Source organism: Clostridioides sp. LIBA-7602 (assembly GCF_056688945.1).
On sequence record NZ_CP196991.1, the window covers coordinates 1,762,092 to 1,779,992 of the forward strand.

General features: G+C 26.7%; 15 protein-coding genes. 13 read left to right on the forward strand and 2 right to left on the reverse strand.

From position 1 onward, the window contains the following. Positions 1 to 84 precede the first annotated feature (84 nt). The 13 genes from ACTG45_RS08430 to ACTG45_RS08490 all read left to right on the forward strand — a co-directional run bounded on the left by ACTG45_RS08430 (position 85) and on the right by ACTG45_RS08490 (position 16,476). Positions 85 to 879, forward strand: a complete 795-nt coding sequence (locus tag ACTG45_RS08430; protein ID WP_021384386.1) for an ABC transporter ATP-binding protein — start codon at positions 85 to 87, stop codon at positions 877 to 879. Beyond that, entirely contained in the window at positions 880 to 2,946 is a 2,067-nt protein-coding gene (locus tag ACTG45_RS08435) for an ABC transporter permease subunit/CPBP intramembrane protease (protein ID WP_479920160.1), read from the forward strand. Positions 2,947 to 3,644: 698 nt separating this feature from the next. Then, positions 3,645 to 5,186 carry a putative bifunctional diguanylate cyclase/phosphodiesterase gene (locus ACTG45_RS08440; protein WP_479918608.1) on the forward strand — a complete coding sequence of 514 codons (1,542 nt, stop codon included), beginning with the start codon at positions 3,645 to 3,647 and terminating at the stop codon, positions 5,184 to 5,186. Positions 5,187 to 5,451: 265 nt separating this feature from the next. After that, on the forward strand, positions 5,452 to 5,820 hold the full coding sequence (locus ACTG45_RS08445; protein ID WP_021384387.1) for a GntR family transcriptional regulator: 369 nt from the start codon (positions 5,452 to 5,454) through the stop codon (positions 5,818 to 5,820). Between the two features lies 1 nt (position 5,821). Continuing rightward, on the forward strand, positions 5,822 to 6,547 hold the full coding sequence (locus ACTG45_RS08450; RefSeq protein WP_021384406.1) for an ABC transporter ATP-binding protein: 726 nt from the start codon (positions 5,822 to 5,824) through the stop codon (positions 6,545 to 6,547). After that, positions 6,541 to 7,305 (forward strand): ABC-2 transporter family protein, encoded by a 765-nt coding sequence (locus tag ACTG45_RS08455; RefSeq protein ID WP_021384415.1) that lies wholly within the window; start codon positions 6,541 to 6,543, stop codon positions 7,303 to 7,305. The genes ACTG45_RS08450 and ACTG45_RS08455 overlap by 7 nt, the downstream gene beginning before the upstream one ends. A 248-nt stretch (positions 7,306 to 7,553) precedes the next feature. After that, on the forward strand, positions 7,554 to 8,804 hold the full coding sequence (locus ACTG45_RS08460; RefSeq protein WP_021384413.1) for an MFS transporter: 1,251 nt from the start codon (positions 7,554 to 7,556) through the stop codon (positions 8,802 to 8,804). A 187-nt stretch (positions 8,805 to 8,991) separates the two neighbouring features. Beyond that, positions 8,992 to 9,876 (forward strand): mechanosensitive ion channel family protein, encoded by an 885-nt coding sequence (locus ACTG45_RS08465; protein ID WP_021384393.1) that lies wholly within the window; start codon positions 8,992 to 8,994, stop codon positions 9,874 to 9,876. Between the two features lie 384 nt (positions 9,877 to 10,260). Continuing rightward, complete coding sequence (locus ACTG45_RS08470) at positions 10,261 to 11,706, forward strand: cell wall-binding repeat-containing protein (protein ID WP_479918610.1); 1,446 nt, start codon at positions 10,261 to 10,263, stop codon at positions 11,704 to 11,706. Positions 11,707 to 12,016: 310 nt separating this feature from the next. Further along, a complete protein-coding gene (locus ACTG45_RS08475) occupies positions 12,017 to 12,634 on the forward strand; it encodes a PepSY domain-containing protein (RefSeq protein ID WP_021384388.1) in 618 nt (205 codons plus the stop codon). A gap of 107 nt (positions 12,635 to 12,741) precedes the next feature. Further along, positions 12,742 to 15,273: an FAD-dependent oxidoreductase gene (locus tag ACTG45_RS08480; protein WP_479920161.1), complete on the forward strand. Its 2,532-nt coding sequence runs from the start codon at positions 12,742 to 12,744 to the stop codon at positions 15,271 to 15,273. Positions 15,274 to 15,484: 211 nt separating this feature from the next. Further along, positions 15,485 to 16,105 carry a TVP38/TMEM64 family protein gene (locus ACTG45_RS08485; RefSeq protein ID WP_479918612.1) on the forward strand — a complete coding sequence of 207 codons (621 nt, stop codon included), beginning with the start codon at positions 15,485 to 15,487 and terminating at the stop codon, positions 16,103 to 16,105. Between the two features lie 209 nt (positions 16,106 to 16,314). Continuing rightward, positions 16,315 to 16,476, forward strand: a complete 162-nt coding sequence (locus ACTG45_RS08490) for a hypothetical protein (RefSeq protein WP_479920162.1) — start codon at positions 16,315 to 16,317, stop codon at positions 16,474 to 16,476. Between the two features lie 62 nt (positions 16,477 to 16,538). Here ACTG45_RS08490 and ACTG45_RS08495 read toward each other — a convergent pair whose 3' ends face one another. Beyond that, positions 16,539 to 17,075 (reverse strand): metal-dependent hydrolase, encoded by a 537-nt coding sequence (locus ACTG45_RS08495; protein ID WP_021384404.1) that lies wholly within the window; start codon positions 17,073 to 17,075, stop codon positions 16,539 to 16,541. Between the two features lie 112 nt (positions 17,076 to 17,187). Further along, positions 17,188 to 17,892, reverse strand: a complete 705-nt coding sequence (locus ACTG45_RS08500; RefSeq protein ID WP_021384410.1) for a superoxide dismutase — start codon at positions 17,890 to 17,892, stop codon at positions 17,188 to 17,190. Positions 17,893 to 17,901 lie beyond the last annotated feature (9 nt).

A 17,901-nucleotide genomic window follows, 5' to 3' on the forward strand; every position in this document is an offset into this window, starting at 1 on the left:
AAAATAAAAAACTGTATATAAAAAAGGTTTATATGATATATTTATATAAATATACCTATAAACAAGAAAGGAGTAATTTGATAAATGATTGAGGTTGATAAATTATGTAAGTCTTTTACAAGAGTTGTAAAAGATGATAATAATAAAAATTCAATAAAAAAGTTAAAGAAAATAAAAACTAGAAAGGAAGAATTCTTTGCTGTGAACAATGTTTCTTTTAAAGCTGAAGAAGGAGATATTGTTGGAATATTAGGTCCTAATGGTGCAGGAAAAACTACATTACTTAGAATGTTAGGAGGTATATTAACACCAACATCAGGGAATATAAGTGTTTCTGGATATGATTATTCAATAGATAGGAATTCAGCAAAAAAAGAAATAGGATATTTATCTGGAAATACAAAATTATATGGGAGACTTTCTCCTAGAGAACTTCTAACGACTTTTGGAAGTTTATATGAAATGTCAAAAGAAGATATAGAAGAATCAATTGAAAATGTTGTAAAGATAATGGATATGAGTGAATTTATAGATAATCGAATTGAAAATCTATCAACTGGTCAGACTCAAAGAACATCTATAGCTCGCTGTTTAATACATTCTCCAAAGGTGTACATCTTTGATGAACCAACACTAGGGCTTGACGTTTTAAGTAGTGCATCAATAATAGATTTTATGAAGAATGAAAAATTAAGAGGTAAAACTGTTCTTTATTCAACTCATTATATGGAAGAAGCAGAAACTTTATGTGACAAGATTTTTATGATTCACAATGGAAAAATAATTGCATCGGGAACACCAGAGAGTTTAAAAGAGGAATCTGGAGTAAATAATTTGAGAGATGTATTTATAAAACTTGCTAGAACGGAGGAAGTTTAGATGAGAAGTAAGATTGTAAAATACATATTTAAGAAAGAAATGTTAGATATATTGAGAGATAAAAAGACATTATTTATGATGATTGTTTTACCACTTCTTTTGTATCCTCTACTTATGATATTGATGATTCAGGTAATGAATATGTCTGCAAATAGCATGAATAGCAAGGATATTAATATAGCTTTTGATAGTAAACCAAATAAAGTATTAGTATCGATGATTGAAGATAATAATTTGGATAGAGATACTGAAAGTAAAGATACTGCAAATGATAAAGGCAAGATAAAGATACTTGATGTTGATAATTATAAAAAATCTTTAGAAGAAAATAAAATAGATGCTTATATAAAGATAGAAGAAAAACAAGCATCTACTAGTTATAAAATATATATGAATTCTTCACAAGAAAATTCTTCTAATGCAGTAAAGAGGATTGAAACTGTTTTAGATAAATACAAAAGACTTACTGTGGAAAAAAAGTTATCTGAGAAAGGTTTAGACGTACAATCTACATTGGAGCCATTGACATATAGTACTGTTGATGTTGCAAAGACAGAAGAAGTGGCAGGCTATTTTTTAGGACAAATATTACCATTCATATTGATAATAGGAGTTTTGCTTGGCTCAATATATCCAGCAATAGACGTTATGGCTGGAGAAAAGGAAAGAGGTACCTTAGAAACTCTATTTACACTTCCAATATCAAATTTAGAATTGGTTATGGGAAAATATATGGCAGTTTCTCTTAGTGCAATAGTAACAGCAATTTTAAATATTGTATCTATGGGATTGACTATGGCATTTATTTTGGTTAGTGGAGGTCTTAGCAGTCAATTTGGCTTTGGAAATTTCAACTATGGAGATTTAATCTTACCAATTATAACTACTTTAATTTGTATATGTCTGTTTTCAATGGTAGTTGCAGCAATAAGTATGTGTGTATGTTCACTGGCAAAAAGTTTTAAAGATGCTCAAAATTACATAACGCCTCTAATGTTAGTTATTATGATACCATCATATGTATCTATGATACCAAATATAGTGTTGGATAGAGTAACATCTGTAATACCTGTGGTAAATATATCTCTACTTATAAAAAGTGTATTATCTTTTAAAAGTGATTTAAATTTAATAGCTCTGGTTTTAGTATCAAATATAGCTTTTGTAATATTGGCAATCATATTACTGTCTAAGATGTTCAATTCTGAGGAAATACTTTTTGGCAATAGTAAGAGTTTTTCTTTCTTAGAGAAAAGAAGTAATATAAAAAAAGGGTCTATACCAACTATAAGTGATGGTATTATTTTATATGCAGTAGGATTAGTTCTTTTAATTTATGTTGGTTCTTTAGTACAGCTTAAATTTGGTATAGGTGGTATAGTAATGACACAATTTATGATAATTTTATTACCATTAATATTTGCATACTATATTAAAGCTGACTTTAAAGAAGTATTTAGCTTGAAAGTTCCTAAATTAAAACACGTATTTGGAAGTATTGTTCTTTGGATTGGTGGATATATACTTATTATGATTATAACACAACTACTTTTATTCTTGTTTCCTCAAAACATGGAGGTTACTGAAAGTTTAAATGAAGCACTTTTTATGAAAGATAAGTTTTTATTAAATTTACTGATAATAGCTTTATTACCAGCGATATGTGAAGAAATGTTTTTTAGAGGATTTATATTTTCTTCATTTAGTAAATCAAAAGATAAAAACAAGTCTGTTAAGTTTGCTATAATATGCAGTGGTGTATTATTTGGTATTATGCATATGGATTTTATAAGAATAATTCCGACATCTATATTGGGTATTATATTTGCATATAGTGTATATAAATCTGGTTCTATATTTGTATCAATGTTATTACATTTTTTTAATAATAGTATAGCAATCATAGTAAGTCATTATACAACTGGAAATATAGCTAATCTGTATAAATTTATGGAAGTAGATTTTGCTAATTTAAATACACTTAAGTTTATTTTAATTCTTTTAATAAGTTTTATATTAGTTATATTGGGAGTAAGAATTTTATATAGAAAATCTTTAAAAAGTTAAATGTAGATTTAATATATATATTAAAATATTGATTAGCACTAAAGTATATAAATATATCTTATATATAAAATACTTTAGTGCTATTTCGTATATTTACTTTATCTTTTAATTATATGAATGCTTTATTGTTTCATTTATATAATATTCTCATTATATAAATGAAACAATAAAGCATTTTAATTTTAGAAGTTTATATTTAAAAAATCAATTATGAAGTAAGATAGTAAAAAATTTAAATTAGATATTTTTTATTTAGTTAGTTATAAAATTTTAAAATTGGTTTGTCGAAAAAAAATATAAGAAAAAATAGAAAAAATAAAGTATGAATATGTTGCAAATACTGGTTTTTAGGAAAAAGTAGTCATTTCTTGTAAAATGGATAGTTTATATTTATTTTAAATTTGGTGAAATTTTCAGCTACTATAATTATAGAATGTAGTATATTAGTTGTCTTAACTATTGATTTATACATTTCATATCGGTATAATAGAAAATAAATTGGATTATTTTGGCATATGATTATTGATAAAAGGTACTTATTTTTCTTCAAATTATCCGAAAAATTTTATTTTTATATTATAATTTTACTATTTTCTTTTCAAAACTATCCATTTTACAAGAAATGGAAACTTTTGAGATATGCTTATTTATTAACAGTTTATAATAAAATAGAGGTGTTTTAATGGGAGGAAATTTTTATGAGGAATTTACAAAAAAAATTAATGTTTTTTTTATTTATATGTATAATTTTACAAATTACACATACAATACCAGTTTATTCTTTAAATGAACTTTATAAAAATAACTCCCTAAATAACTTCGAATCTATTATGTTTAATAATCAATTTATTAGTAAATATTCATTACAGATAATATGTACTATGACTATAATATGCATAATACTTATTTTCTATATAATATATGATAAATTAAATGTTAAAATTAAGCTACAAAAGATAGCCTATACAGATAGTCTTACAGGAGCAAGTACTCTGGATAAGTTTGTCATTGATGCTAATAAAGTATTATGCAAAAATACTCAAGAGAAATATGCTCTACTATATATAGATATTGATAAATTTAAATATATAAATGACTTGTTTGGATATGAAGTTGGAAATGAAATTTTACGTAACTTAACTAAGATTATTAAAAATAATATATTTGAAGATGAGATATTTGCAAGAATATCTGCCGATAATTTTACTATAATCATGAAGTATGTAGAAGAAAAAGATATAACAAATAGATTAAATAATATATTTGAAGAATTAGATTTGTTTAATAATAACCAAGAGGAAAAGTATAAACTAGTTTTAAGTTGTGGAATCTACTTTATACTTCCAGAAGACAAAGACATTAACTCAATAATAGACAGGGCTAATATACCTCATAAAATGGCAAAGGGAGGGCATAAAAGTTCTTATGCATTTTATGATAATAAGATTCATGACCAAGAAATAAAAGAAAAAGAGATGGAAAATACAATGTTCTCAAGTTTAGAAAATAAAGAATTCATTGTACACTTGCAACCTAAGATAGAGCTTGATACAGGAGAAATACAAGGTTCAGAAGCACTTGTTCGATGGAAAAGCCCTGATAAAGGGTTAATACCTCCAAATGAATTTATACCATTTTTTGAAAAAAACGGTTTTGTAATAAACTTAGATTTATATGTACTTGAAGAAATCTGTATACAACTTAGAAAATGGATTAATGCAGGTATAAATCCAGTTACCATTTCAGTTAATGTTTCAAGAATACATCTATATTGTAATAATTTTATAGAAACATATAAAAATATAATTGATAAATATGGAATACCAGCAAAGTATATAGAACTTGAACTTACAGAGAGTATTATATTTGATAATTTTGATATTTTAATTGATATAATGAATAATTTAAAAGAAATAGGATTTTTAATATCTATGGATGATTTTGGTTCAGGATATTCATCATTAAATATGCTAAAAGAAATTCCTATGGATATTTTAAAGCTTGACCAAAAATTTATTATGGAAACCTATAATAGTAATAGAAGTAAGATAATTGTTACTAAAGTTATAGAAATGGCGAAAGAATTGGGAATGAAAGTAGTATCAGAAGGGGTTGAAACAGAAGAACAGTTTGAACTTTTAAAAGAAGTAAAGTGTGATATGGCACAGGGATATTTATTTGGAAAGCCAATGCCAATTGAAGAATTTGAAAAGCTGATTATGTATAGCTCAATAAAATAGTAATTAATTTATATTATAAAAAATTTAATAAATTATGTTAAAAATGAACTCTAATATAGAGTTCATTTTTTTGTCAGCTTTTTTATATATACACAGACTCATTTTATTAAAAAGATATTTTAGCTGTCTTTATAAATTCATATATAGAACTACAATATACATAAATATTTTCATGATTTTATTAAAAATTAGTTGACATATAAATTGTATTATTATATTATTGTATTAAGATATTAGTACAATAATATAATAAGGAGGTATGAATATGGAATGGGAACTTGATAATAACAAACCTATATATATACAATTAGTAGAACATTTAAAATTGAAAATAATTTCAGGTGAGATTGTGATAGGCTCTAAACTAGAAACGGTAAGAGCACTCGCAGAAGATGCTGGAGTAAATCCAAACACAATGCAAAAAGCTCTAACAGAACTTGAAAGACAAGGTTTAGTTTACAGTCAGAGAACTAAAGGAAGATTTGTAACCGATGATAAGGAAAAAATAAAAGCTATGAAAGAGGAAATAGCTAATGTTGAGATAAATACATTAAAAGATACTTTAGAAAAGCTTGGGTATGATAAAGATGAAATGCTAAAACTTATTACAGAAAATCTGAAAGGGGAATTATAAAATGGATAAAAATATAAATAATATTTCTCAAGATGGAATAGTTGAATTTAAAAGTGTAAATAAAAGTTATGGAACTAAGAATGTTTTGAAAAATATTCAACTGAATATACCAAAGGGAAAAATAGTTGGTTTGTTAGGTCCTAATGGAAGTGGTAAAAGTACAATGATTAAGTTAATGAATGGATTATTACAGCCTGATAATGGCGAAATTGTAGTAAATGGAATGAAACCATCCATAGAAACTAAGAAAATAGTATCGTATTTGCCAGAAAGAACATATTTAAATGACTGGATGAAGGTATCGGATTTACTAAAATTTTTCTATGATTTTTATAGTGATTTCGATGTTAGAAGAGCAAATGAAATGATTAAAAGTTTAGATATTGATGTAAATGAAAAGTTAAAAACAATGTCTAAAGGAACTAAAGAAAAAGTTCAACTTATCTTAGTTATGTCAAGAAAAGCAAGTATATATATACTGGATGAACCTATTGGAGGTGTCGACCCAGCTGCAAGGTCATATATACTTAAGACTATATTAAAAAATTATTCTGAAGATAGTACTTTATTGATTGCTACTCACTTAATAAGTGAAATAGAGAATATATGTGATGAAGTAATATTCATATCTAAAGGAGAAATAGTATTACAGGGAGATGTTGAAACAATAAGAGAAGAAAAAGGAAAATCTATAGATGCATTATTTAGGGAGGAATTCAAATGTTAGGTAAATTATTAAAATATGAGTTAAAAGCAAGTGGAAGAACCTTCATACCATTATATATAGCTATATTGGTAGTAGCTGTATTCAATGGAATATTTATAAATACAGATATATTTCAAATACAAGGAATAGGAATATTGATATTGATGAGTCTTTTCATGGCATTAGGTGTTTTAACTATTGTAGTTACAATTCAAAGATTTAGAAAAAATCTTTTAGGTGATGAGGGATATTTAATGTTTACTCTTCCTGTTAGTACCAGTTCACTTATATTATCTAAATGTATAACAGCACTTATATATGCTGTACTTAGTTTTATAGTTTCAATGCTTACATTTGGAATGCTTATGCTTTTTAGTGCTTCTGGAATACACTTACCTGAATTTTTAGATTTTTTCAATACTGTTTTTACTAGGGGTTCTGAATACTTTTTAGATGTTGTATTATTTTCAGTAACAATGCTTATTTCGTATTCATCATTTATTTTGTTATTATATACATCAATTTCAATGGGACAATTGCCAAAATTTAATAAACATAGAAATTTAGTAGCATTTGTTTCTTTTATAGCTATAAATATAGTAATATCAAGTGTTGGAAATGCTATAGAAAGAATTTTGCCACATAAAGATACAAATATGATATACCATTTTTATCAAAGTCCTCATTTTGCACTCGCAATACTTGGTAGTATTGCAGTTGTAGTAATATTATTTTTCGCTACAAAATATATATTAGATAAAAAATTAAATTTAGAATAGATATTTTTATAGAGAGCCATCTTTTGAGTAATGTTCAAAGATGGCTTTTTCTATTTAAGGAGTTAATTTATATATATAACGGGAATGAAACTTTATTTCTAGTTAAATATGTATATATGTAGTATAATGAGACTATATGTTAAAATTTGTAATAAATAGATGTATACTTGATAGAATCGCTTAGAAAGCATGAATTTCATAGAGTATATCAAGAAAATTTAAAGCTATGTAGATTTGAGGGAGAAAATATGAAAAGTTATACAAAGGCTAAATGGAGTGTTTGGGGCATAATTACATTTTCATTCATTTTAGTCTTATTTTTAAGGATGTCAACTGCTGTTGTTTCAGACAACTTATCAAATGAGTTAGGTTTTAATTCTATACAAATTTCAAATATAGCATCTTTTTGCCTCTATGCATATGCATTTATGCAAATACCAGCAGGAATCTTAATCGATAAATATGGAGCAAGAAAAATTAGTAGTCTTGGAATAATAATGGCAAGTTTAGGTTCTATTTTATTTGGATTGATTCAAAGTATAGAGTTAGCATATATTTCTCGTATAGCTGTAGGTGCAGGGACATCAGTAATATTGCTTTGTATTTTGAAAATTCAGGGTAGATGGTTTAATAAATCAGAATTTGCTTCTGCAACAGCTAAATTTTCATTTGTAGGGAATTTAGGGGGAGTTCTTGCTACTTTTCCACTTGTGTTTCTATCTGAATTTGTTGGGTGGAGAAATTCATTTTTATTGATAGGCATAATTGGTGTTGTAATAGGATGTTTTATGTATATTATTGTTAGAGATACACCAAAAGAATATGGATTCAATATAGATATCGAATCTCATGAAGAATCAGAGAAGATTAGTATTGTTGATGGAATTAAGTCTGTTATAAAGAATAAATCAACATGGTATAATTCAATGATAATGTTCTCCTTTGTAGGTCTGACAAGTGCATTTACAAGTCTATGGGGAGTAAAATACATAATGGATGTTTATGGAGTTAGTAAGAGTTTTTCTGCATTTATAGTATCATTTTTTACATATGGATTTATATTTGGTTCAATAATTATGGATTTTGTATTTGCCAAAATAAAATCCAGTAAATTTAATATAATAAAATATGGAGCAATAATAGATTTGTTTATATGGATTGTAATTGTAGTTGTATACAAAGTAAAACCACCAATAATGGTTTTGCCAGTAGCATTTTTTATTATGGGATGTATAGTTATGTCTCATCTACAAGTTTTTAATGATGCTAAGTATAAAAATAAAGAAATTTATTCTGGATTGGCAACTAGTGTTATCAATACTTTTGAATTTATAGGTAGTGGAATCATTAATTTAATTATAGCTGTATCTTTGCAAGCAAATTCATATAATGTAGTTGATGGATACAAAAGAGGATTTATGATATTTATAGTACTCAGTATTATAACTATAACAGCATCTCATATAGGCGTAAAAAACGATAATTTTAATGCTAAATAACATTTTATTAGTAGTTTGATTTAGTACAATACTTTGTGGATGACAAAGGGTTTATATTTATACTGGAGGTATAATTGGAATATAAATCTTGTTTACTATGTCGAAATGATATTGTATTATATTAAATAGAAAATAAGAACTTTAAACTATAATATTGGTTCTAAAAATATAAGGTAAGGAGTTTTTTATGGATAAGACAAAAATAGATGATATAAGCAAGTTGGATTTAAATAATCTAGATATTAATAAAATAGATATGGGAGGTATAATGGAAAGCCTTTTAGAATGGGCAACTACAAGTGGAGTAAAACTTATAATAGGTATACTTATACTATCCATTGGATTCAAAATAATAAAGAAATTTGTAAACCATGTCATGTTATTACTTGGTAAAAGAGACCTTGATTTAACTTTAAGAAGGTTTTTGAAATCTCTTCTTTTGAGTGTACTTAAAGTTGCTGTCATAATCATTGTTTTAGAATATTGGGGAATGAGTTTATCTAGTTTTGCTGCTGTGATAGCATCAGCAGGGGTAGCAATTGGTTTAGCATTACAAGGTAGTTTATCAAATTTTGCTGGAGGATTTATCATACTTTTGATTAGACCTTTTAAAGTAGGAGATTACATAGAAGCAGCAGGTCATGGAGGAACGGTCGAGCAAATAGGTCTTTTTTATACACAATTGGTTACTCCAGATAATAAACAGATACTTATACCTAATGGTTCTGTATCAAATGACAGTCTAATAAACTATTCAGCAAAGAATACTAGACGAGTTGATTTAATATTTAGTGTAGGATATGAAGATGATATATTACATGTAAGAAAAGTATTGAAAGAGATTGTGAATAAGCATAAATTAATAATAAATGAACCAGAACCATTTATAGGAATAGTGGAACATGGAGATAATGCCATTAAATTTGCAGTTAGAGTTTGGTGTAATACAGAAGATTACTGGGCGATTTATCTTGATTTATTAGAAGCTGTTAAAGTTAGATTTGATGAAGAAGGAATTACAATTCCTTATCCTAAAATGGATTTAACACTAAAAGAATTAAATAGAATTTAATACTATAATGTCAAAGCACCCTTTAGATTCAATCTTTGGGTGCTTATTTAGAATTTTTTACTTATTATAAATTAAGTATTTTCATATTGCTTACAAGATATATATGTATAGAGTATCTATTCAATAAAGTAGTATATAATTTTTCATTTGTTTTTCTTATAAAGGATAATTTAATACCCATAAGAATAGCATTTTTTTATTTAAAATAATTACCTAACTGCATTTCATATTACATATAGGAATTTTTACTTTAAATTAAAATGATATTTTATTTTTAAATGATTCAATGTCATTAAATGGCTAGAAATAATCTTTGTTTTCGACAACATATAATATATTGCTGTTATATAATTTAATTATAAAGATATTATAAGGGGGGATATTATGAAATCAAGGAAGTTATTATTACTAGGATTGGCTATGTCAATGTTTATTGCTGGCTCTCCTGTATCTGCAAATGCACTTGATAAAATTGATAAATTTCAAGGGGAAGATAAATATGAAACTGCTGGGCTTATTGCAGATAAACAAAATTATACTACTGTAATACTTGTAAATACAGATAGTACTATGGCTGATGGTCTAAGTGCGAGTGGGCTTGCAGGAGCTACAAATTCACCAATTCTTTTAACTAAAAAGAATAATATACCAAGTGCAACTCTAAAAAGAGTGGAAAAAGCCAATAAAGTGTACATAATAGGTGGAGAAAGCTCTATTGACAAAAAGACTGAAAAAGTTTTAAAAGATAAGAATATAGAAGTTAAGAGGCTTCAAGGTAGCGATAGAATTAAGACAAGTTATAATGTAGCTAAAGAAATAGGTGCTATTAATAAAGTTAGTAAAGTTATATTAACCAATGCTTTTAAAGGTGAAGCTGATGCTATGAGTATTGCATCTGTAGCTGTTAGAGATAAATCACCTATAGTATTAACTGATGGTAAAAGTATACCATTTAATACTACTGGAATAGAAAGTTATGTAATAGGTGGAACTTCATCAATGAGTGATAGTTTAGTAAAAGATACTAATTCAACTAGATTAGGTGGAGTAGATAGATATGATACTAATAGGAAAATAATAAATAAGTTCTATAGTGGAGCAAAGGAGTTTTATGTAGCTAGCGGAACAGATTTAGCATATGCACTTATTGGCTCTACAATAGCCCAAAATACTCCAATAGTTCTAGTTGATGATAATAGCAATAAGGCTGTATTAAAAAGTGCAACTAAATTAACAGTAATAGGAAATCTAAGTGATATTGTGTTACAGCAGTGTTTAAATGTAACAAAAAATATAGGAAATTCAGATACTGGAAGACAATATACAGTAGAGGATGCTGCTAATATAGTGAAAAAGTTCCTAGGTGTTGATAAACTTTATTATAATGAAAATTATCCAGAAGATGAAGACTTAATATTTTTATCAGATACTAACTTTGAATATTCAGGAAAAAATTTCTACGTATTTGGTTATGTAGTAGAAAATTCTGAAAGTGATATTAGATACTGTGTAGAGAAAAACGATATGAGCAAAATATATACATACAATACTAGTGGTGTTATGGAAGTTTGTAATCCAGCTGATTATGAAAATAGAAAAATGATTACAGAAGAAAAAGCAAAAGAATTAGCATTAGCAGAATGTGCTAGAAAAAATAAGGTTAGTGTCAATCTATTAAGTGTAAATATTGCTTATATTGATGATATTAATGATATAAAAGTATATGCTGTAAGAATAGATTCAAAGCCACAACCAAAACAGACTTATGGATGGTATTTCATAGATGTTTATAGTGGACATGCTTATAAAGATATTTGGAATAACATTTAAGAAAGTATTTTTGAAAATAATTACAAATATTTTCAAAACTCTTCCTTCTGTAAAAGATAATAAAGCAATAATTAAAAGTATTAATAGAATTAATGAATAATTTTATAATTACAATTAAGCATTCTTATACTGGGGAATGCTTTTTTTATTTATACAAACAACATATTTTGTTTCAGTAAATTTATTTTAGTAGATATAAATTTTATAGTTTTAAAACTAGTAAAGTAGGAAGTAAATTTAATATAAAAGGGTAAATAAAGGATTTAGAGGGCATAATATAGAATAAATTAATTATTTAAGGAGGGTTTTTATGTATAAAAAAACATATTTATTAGTAGTGAGTATACTAGTTGCAGGTTTATTGACTGCATGTAGTGGAAATCCAACTACAGATTCAGGACAGGCACAAAATAATACAAATAAAGAGGCAAATACGTCAAATAGTGCTTTAAAAGATGAAAAAAATAATGAAAATTTAAATGAACAAGATTTTAAAGTACCCTACACAGATGCAATAAACATATTTAAAGATAAGTATAAAGATGCTGATATAGTAGATTTAAGCCTTGAAAGAGACTTAAATAAATTTGTCTATACTGTTGAAGGTGTAGATGATAATAATGAGTATAAAATGAAAATAGACGCTAATACAAAAGATGTATTACAGGATAAAACAGAAAAACTGGATTCAGATGATTTAAATGGAGTAGCTAGAAAAGAAAAATTAGATTTAAATGACATAATAACACCTCAAAAAGCTATGGAAATTGCACTAAAAGAGCAAAATGGAATGGTGAAAGAATGGAGTTTAGATAAAGATTTAGATGTTACTTTTTATAAAATAAGAATAGATAAAGATAAAAATGAATATGACATAAAGGTAGATTCTAAAAAGGGAACTATATTGGAGGTAGAAAAAGAAGATTAGAATCTCTATTTTATTTTTAAAGTAATTTCTTTTTTGAATAAATTTTGTTTAAAATATAACAATCAGGGTATAAAAAGATTAAATAACTATTTTAGGAGGAGTACGGTATGTCATTGAAATCATTAAAAATAAAAGAAAATTTATATTGGGTAGGTTCGCTTGACCCTGACTTAAGAGTATTTGACATAATTATGTATACACCTTATGGAACTACTTATAATTCATATGTATTAAAAGGGACAGAAAAAACAGTTTTATTTGAGACAGTTAAAGATAAACATTTTGACAATTATGTTGAAAGATTAAATGATTTAAATATAGATTTTGAAAAAATAGACTATATTGTTGTAAGTCATACTGAACCAGACCATGCAGGAAGTGTTGAAAAACTTTTGGATTTAGCTAAAAATGCAAAAGTAGTAGCATCAGAAACGGCAATTAAATATCTTAAGGAAATCGTAAACAAAGACTTTGAGTATATTGCAGTTGCAGATGGAGATACATTATCAATTGGAGATAAAACTTTAGAATTCTTCTCTGTGCCTATGCTTCATTGGCCAGATACTATATACACATATATAAAAGAGGATAAAACTCTTGTAACATGTGATTCATTTGGAAGTCATTATAGTAATGATAAGATAATAAATACACTTGATGAAGACGAAGAAAAGGATTACTTAGATGCTTTGAGATACTATTATGATTGTATAATGGGACCATTTAAACCATCTATGGTAACTGCTATAGAAAAGATAAAAGACTTAGATATAGACACTGTGTGTCCAGGTCATGGACCTGTATTAACTGAAAATCCTAGAAAAATTATAGACCTTTATTATAACTGGAGTGTAAATGAACAAATAAAATTAGAAAAAGAAGTTACAATTTGTTATGTTTCTGCACATGGATATACAAAGATAATGGCAGAAGCTATAAAATCATATATTGAACAAAATAGCAATTATAAAGTAAATTTATTTGATGTAATAGAGAATAAACAAGAAGATATTTTAGCAAAAATAGCAGTATCACAAGGTGTATTATTTGGTACACCAACAATATTAGGAGATGCATTAAAGCCTATATGGGATATCTTAGTATCTTTAAATCCAGTCATTCATGGTGGAAAAGTTGCTTCAGTATTTGGTTCATATGGATGGAGTGGAGAAGGTATAGAAAATGTCATGGAGAGAATACATCAACTTAGAATGACAGCGGTAAAACCATTTGCTGTTAACTTTAAACCATCAAATGAAGAGTTGGATAAATTATATTCTTATACAGGTAAATTCTTAGATAAATTAAATTCTACTTTTGGAAGTAAAAAGAAGACTAAGAAGTTTAAATGTGTAATTTGTAATGAGGTTTTTGAAGGGGATAGTGCTCCTAGTGTATGTCCTGTATGTGGAGCTAAAGAAGACCAATTTATAGAAGTTGAAGAAGATGAAGTTACTTTTAGAAAAGACACTGATGAATACTTTGTGATAGTAGGAAATGGGGCTGCTGGTTTTTATGCAGCAGATGCTATAAGAAAAAGAAATAAAACTTGCAAAATAACTATGATTTCCAATGAAGATGAGTTAACTTACTATAGACCTGCACTTTCTGATGGAATAAATGAAGAGTTGGGTTCAGATTTCTATATGGAAGACAAAGCTTGGTACGACGAAAATAACATAGTAGTAATATTAGGAACAAATGTAGATAAGTTAGATGAAGTAAATAAAACTATTATAGTAAATGATGGTGCTATTAAATTTGATAAGCTTGTAATAGCTACAGGAAGTAGAAACTTTATACCACCAATTAAGGGTCATGATTTAGAAAATGTGTTTACTCTTAGAAATATAAAAGATTTATATAGTGTAAAGGAAGCCTTAGAAAAGTCTAAGAAAGTTGTAGTAATCGGTGGTGGTTTATTAGGACTTGAAGCTGCATGGGAATTTAGATTAAAAGGATTGGAAGTAGTTGTTGTTGAAGCAATGGATGGCATATTATCAAAACAACTTGATAAAGAAGGTAGTAAAATATTAGAGCAATGTGTAAGAGATACAGGAATAGATGTAAGATTAGGTGTAGCAGTCGATGGTATTGATGGTAATGGAAAAGCTCAAAAAGTCATATTCAAAGATGGGGATAGTGTTGAATGTGATATGGTAGTATTTTCAATTGGTGTAAGAGCAAATACACAAATGGTTCAAGATACATCAGTAAAAACTGATAGAGGTATTGTTGTAGATAAGACATTACAGACAACTGTTAAAGATATATATGCTTGTGGAGATGTTGCACAAGTAGAAAATACTAGCTTAGCTATATGGCCATCTTCAGTGGAAATGGGAAAAATAGCAGGTGCAAATGCAAGTGGAGATAATTTAACATTTGAAAGTGATGTATATCCAGTTTCATTGGATGCCATGAATGTAAAAGTATTTAGTATAGGTAATATACAAAATTTTGATAAAGAAATTTCATCAAAAGATGAAGGAAAAAGAATCTACAAAAAATTATTTATGAAAGAAGGCTCATTAGTAGGAGCTATACTTATAAATGATTTAAGTTGTACTGTTAAATTGATAAGATTAATATCTGAAAAAGGTGATTTTGAAGATATTATGAAGGCGGATATACTATAGTTTAAATATATCAGAATGGAAAAGTCTTAAAATATGACAATTCATATTTTAAGACTTTTTTGTTATAATATATAATAAACTAATTATACCTTAACTGTAAATTTATATAGATTGTTTACTTTTTAATATTAGATTCCTTTTTTGAGATTGGTATATAATAACAATATGGAGTAGATAATAATAGTTAAAGTTAAAAAAGGGGAAAAGCAATATGCAGTATATACAAGAATTACTTGATTTGACTCAAAACTATTGGGCATTAGCCACAATAATTGGTTTGTTAAGTGCATTTATAGAAAGCTTTATACCAGCTCTACCGCTTGTTGCTATAGTTACAGCAAATGCTGCAATACAAGGATTATTGCTTGGATGTTTGTTATCGTGGATTGGCTCAGGACTTGGGACAACCTCATTATTTTTATTAATAAGCAGATTTAATGACAGTAGGCTTTTTAATAAGTTAAGAAATAGTAAAACTGAAAGAGCAATAAGTTGGATGGACAAACAGGGATTTAAGTTATTATTTATAGCATATGCCTGCCCGTTTATGCCTGGGTGTTTAGTTACTATTGCATCAGCTTTTGGTAAAAAAGATATAAAAGATTTTGTGCCAGCGATGCTGGCAGGCAAATTTGTGATGTTTATAGTAATAAGCTATGTGGCAAGTGATATAGAAGGATTTATAACAAGTCCTTTAAAGATAGCATCATTTATATTATTGGTGTTTTTATCATGGAAGATTGGAAATAGAGTTAATAAAAACCTTGAAAATCATAATTATGATTTTCATCATAAAAAACACCACAATGATAGAGATAACAGAAAGATTTAGTTTGCTAAAAAATAAAAAGTATCAAAAAATGATTAACTTCTAAATTATTATTTTAAGATACTTTTTATTTTTGATTTTATAAGGTACAACATATTTGTAAAAACTATTAAACATAAATGTGAGCTAACATAAGTTTGTAAAAAAATATTGAGAAATAACTTTTATGGAAAAATAGTCACTAGCATTATAATAATATAAGGTGAGTTACTTTGATTAGATGTATGATTAAATTATACTTAATAGATAAAATAAGAAAGAAAAGAGCAGTTGATTGCAATAGATTAACTGCTCTTTTACATGTAATTAAACTTATTTTGGAAAAATTCTTTGCTACAGTAACAAAATTAGTATGTATTTACCATACAAAGTAAAAATATGTAAAACTTATTTGAACTTACTCTTAAATAATTTTACCTATCAATTATAAATATAACTATAGCAAAATATAAAATTGATATCCAATCAAAAAAATAACTATGAAATTCAAGAGCTTAGATATGAATTTTTCTGTTTTTGAGTTAGTTTTTATAGGTAGTAAAGAAATGTTTATGGTAATGGGATAAAACAATTCAATACCTTCTTTAGTAATAAGGTCAAGGCACAGGTGAGATAGATATCCTATTATAAATCCACTAGACAAACATGAGAAAACTATATTGTTGTGAGTAAATATTGTTAGAGATTTAAAAAAACTATAAAGAAGCAATAAAGCAATTAAGCTATGGGTAAATCCTCTATGTCTAAACCTGCTTCCAAATAATTTGTATATCAATATAAATTTTTTACTTATGTGAGAGCCTCGCATATCTATATCTGGAAACAAAGAACCTAAATATGCAAAATAAATGTAAACTATAATTAATACTATTTTATATGTAATATCGTATTTGACTAAATATATATTGTTTATAAAGGGGAGTATCAAAAGTGCAAATATATATCCTCCCCTTTCATGTGTTTCTTTTATCATATAAAAATCCTCCTGAATCGTCACTATAAACATAATATTGGTAAATTTAGACTATCTTCTTTTATATTATATAGCAAACATAAGTTTTTTTCAAAAGGATTTTAATATTTAATTAATCTTGAGATTTTAAATTTTTATAGTTTTCTAAAGCACCATTCCAATTGACTACATTAAACCAGTTGTCAATGTACTCATTTCTTCTATTTTGATATTTTAAATAGTAAGCATGTTCCCAAACATCAAGTCCTATTATAGGTGTTAAATTTTTACTTATAGGGCTATCTTGATTTGGAGTAGTTATAATAGATAAATTACCATCTTTAGTGGCTACAAGCCAAGCCCAACCAGAACCAAAAACATCTAAAGAAGCTTTTTTGAATTCTTCCTTAAATTTTTCAAAAGAGCCGAAGTCTCTATCAATTGCTTCTTTTAAAGATTCAGAAGGTATAGTTTTTTCAGGCGTCATTATATCAAAAAAGAATTTATGATTATAAGCACCTCCTGCATTATTTCTTACTGTTGTAGCGATATCTTTAGGCAAAGAATCTAAATTTTGCAATAATTCACACAAAGAATACTTGTAAAGCTCAGGATATTTTTCAAGAGCAGCATTTAATTTATCAACATAAGCTTGATAGTGTTTATCATGATGCAACTTCATAGTTTCTTTATCTATATAAGGTTCAAGTGCATCGTATGCATAAGGTAATGGTTTAACCTTAAACTTATTGTTTTCAGGTGTAAAAGCAAATGAAGTTATACACTGTGAAATTATAAATAAAGACATAATAACTGGTATTAACATTTTTTTCTTCATAAAAATCAC

Excerpts from the sequence above, each read along its gene's own strand:
- ACTG45_RS08430 (WP_021384386.1), top strand. The coding sequence starts at position 85 with ATGATTGAGGTTGATAAATTATGTAAGTCTTTTACAAGAGTTGTAAAA.
- ACTG45_RS08435 (WP_479920160.1), top strand. The coding sequence starts at position 880 with ATGAGAAGTAAGATTGTAAAATACATATTTAAGAAAGAAATGTTAGAT.
- ACTG45_RS08440 (WP_479918608.1), top strand. The coding sequence starts at position 3,645 with ATGAGGAATTTACAAAAAAAATTAATGTTTTTTTTATTTATATGTATA.
- ACTG45_RS08445 (WP_021384387.1), top strand. The coding sequence starts at position 5,452 with ATGGAATGGGAACTTGATAATAACAAACCTATATATATACAATTAGTA.
- ACTG45_RS08450 (WP_021384406.1), top strand. The coding sequence starts at position 5,822 with ATGGATAAAAATATAAATAATATTTCTCAAGATGGAATAGTTGAATTT.
- ACTG45_RS08455 (WP_021384415.1), top strand. The coding sequence starts at position 6,541 with ATGTTAGGTAAATTATTAAAATATGAGTTAAAAGCAAGTGGAAGAACC.
- ACTG45_RS08460 (WP_021384413.1), top strand. The coding sequence starts at position 7,554 with ATGAAAAGTTATACAAAGGCTAAATGGAGTGTTTGGGGCATAATTACA.
- ACTG45_RS08465 (WP_021384393.1), top strand. The coding sequence starts at position 8,992 with ATGGATAAGACAAAAATAGATGATATAAGCAAGTTGGATTTAAATAAT.
- ACTG45_RS08470 (WP_479918610.1), top strand. The coding sequence starts at position 10,261 with ATGAAATCAAGGAAGTTATTATTACTAGGATTGGCTATGTCAATGTTT.
- ACTG45_RS08475 (WP_021384388.1), top strand. The coding sequence starts at position 12,017 with ATGTATAAAAAAACATATTTATTAGTAGTGAGTATACTAGTTGCAGGT.
- ACTG45_RS08480 (WP_479920161.1), top strand. The coding sequence starts at position 12,742 with ATGTCATTGAAATCATTAAAAATAAAAGAAAATTTATATTGGGTAGGT.
- ACTG45_RS08485 (WP_479918612.1), top strand. The coding sequence starts at position 15,485 with ATGCAGTATATACAAGAATTACTTGATTTGACTCAAAACTATTGGGCA.
- ACTG45_RS08495 (WP_021384404.1), bottom strand. The coding sequence starts at position 17,075 with ATGATAAAAGAAACACATGAAAGGGGAGGATATATATTTGCACTTTTG.
- ACTG45_RS08500 (WP_021384410.1), bottom strand. The coding sequence starts at position 17,892 with ATGAAGAAAAAAATGTTAATACCAGTTATTATGTCTTTATTTATAATT.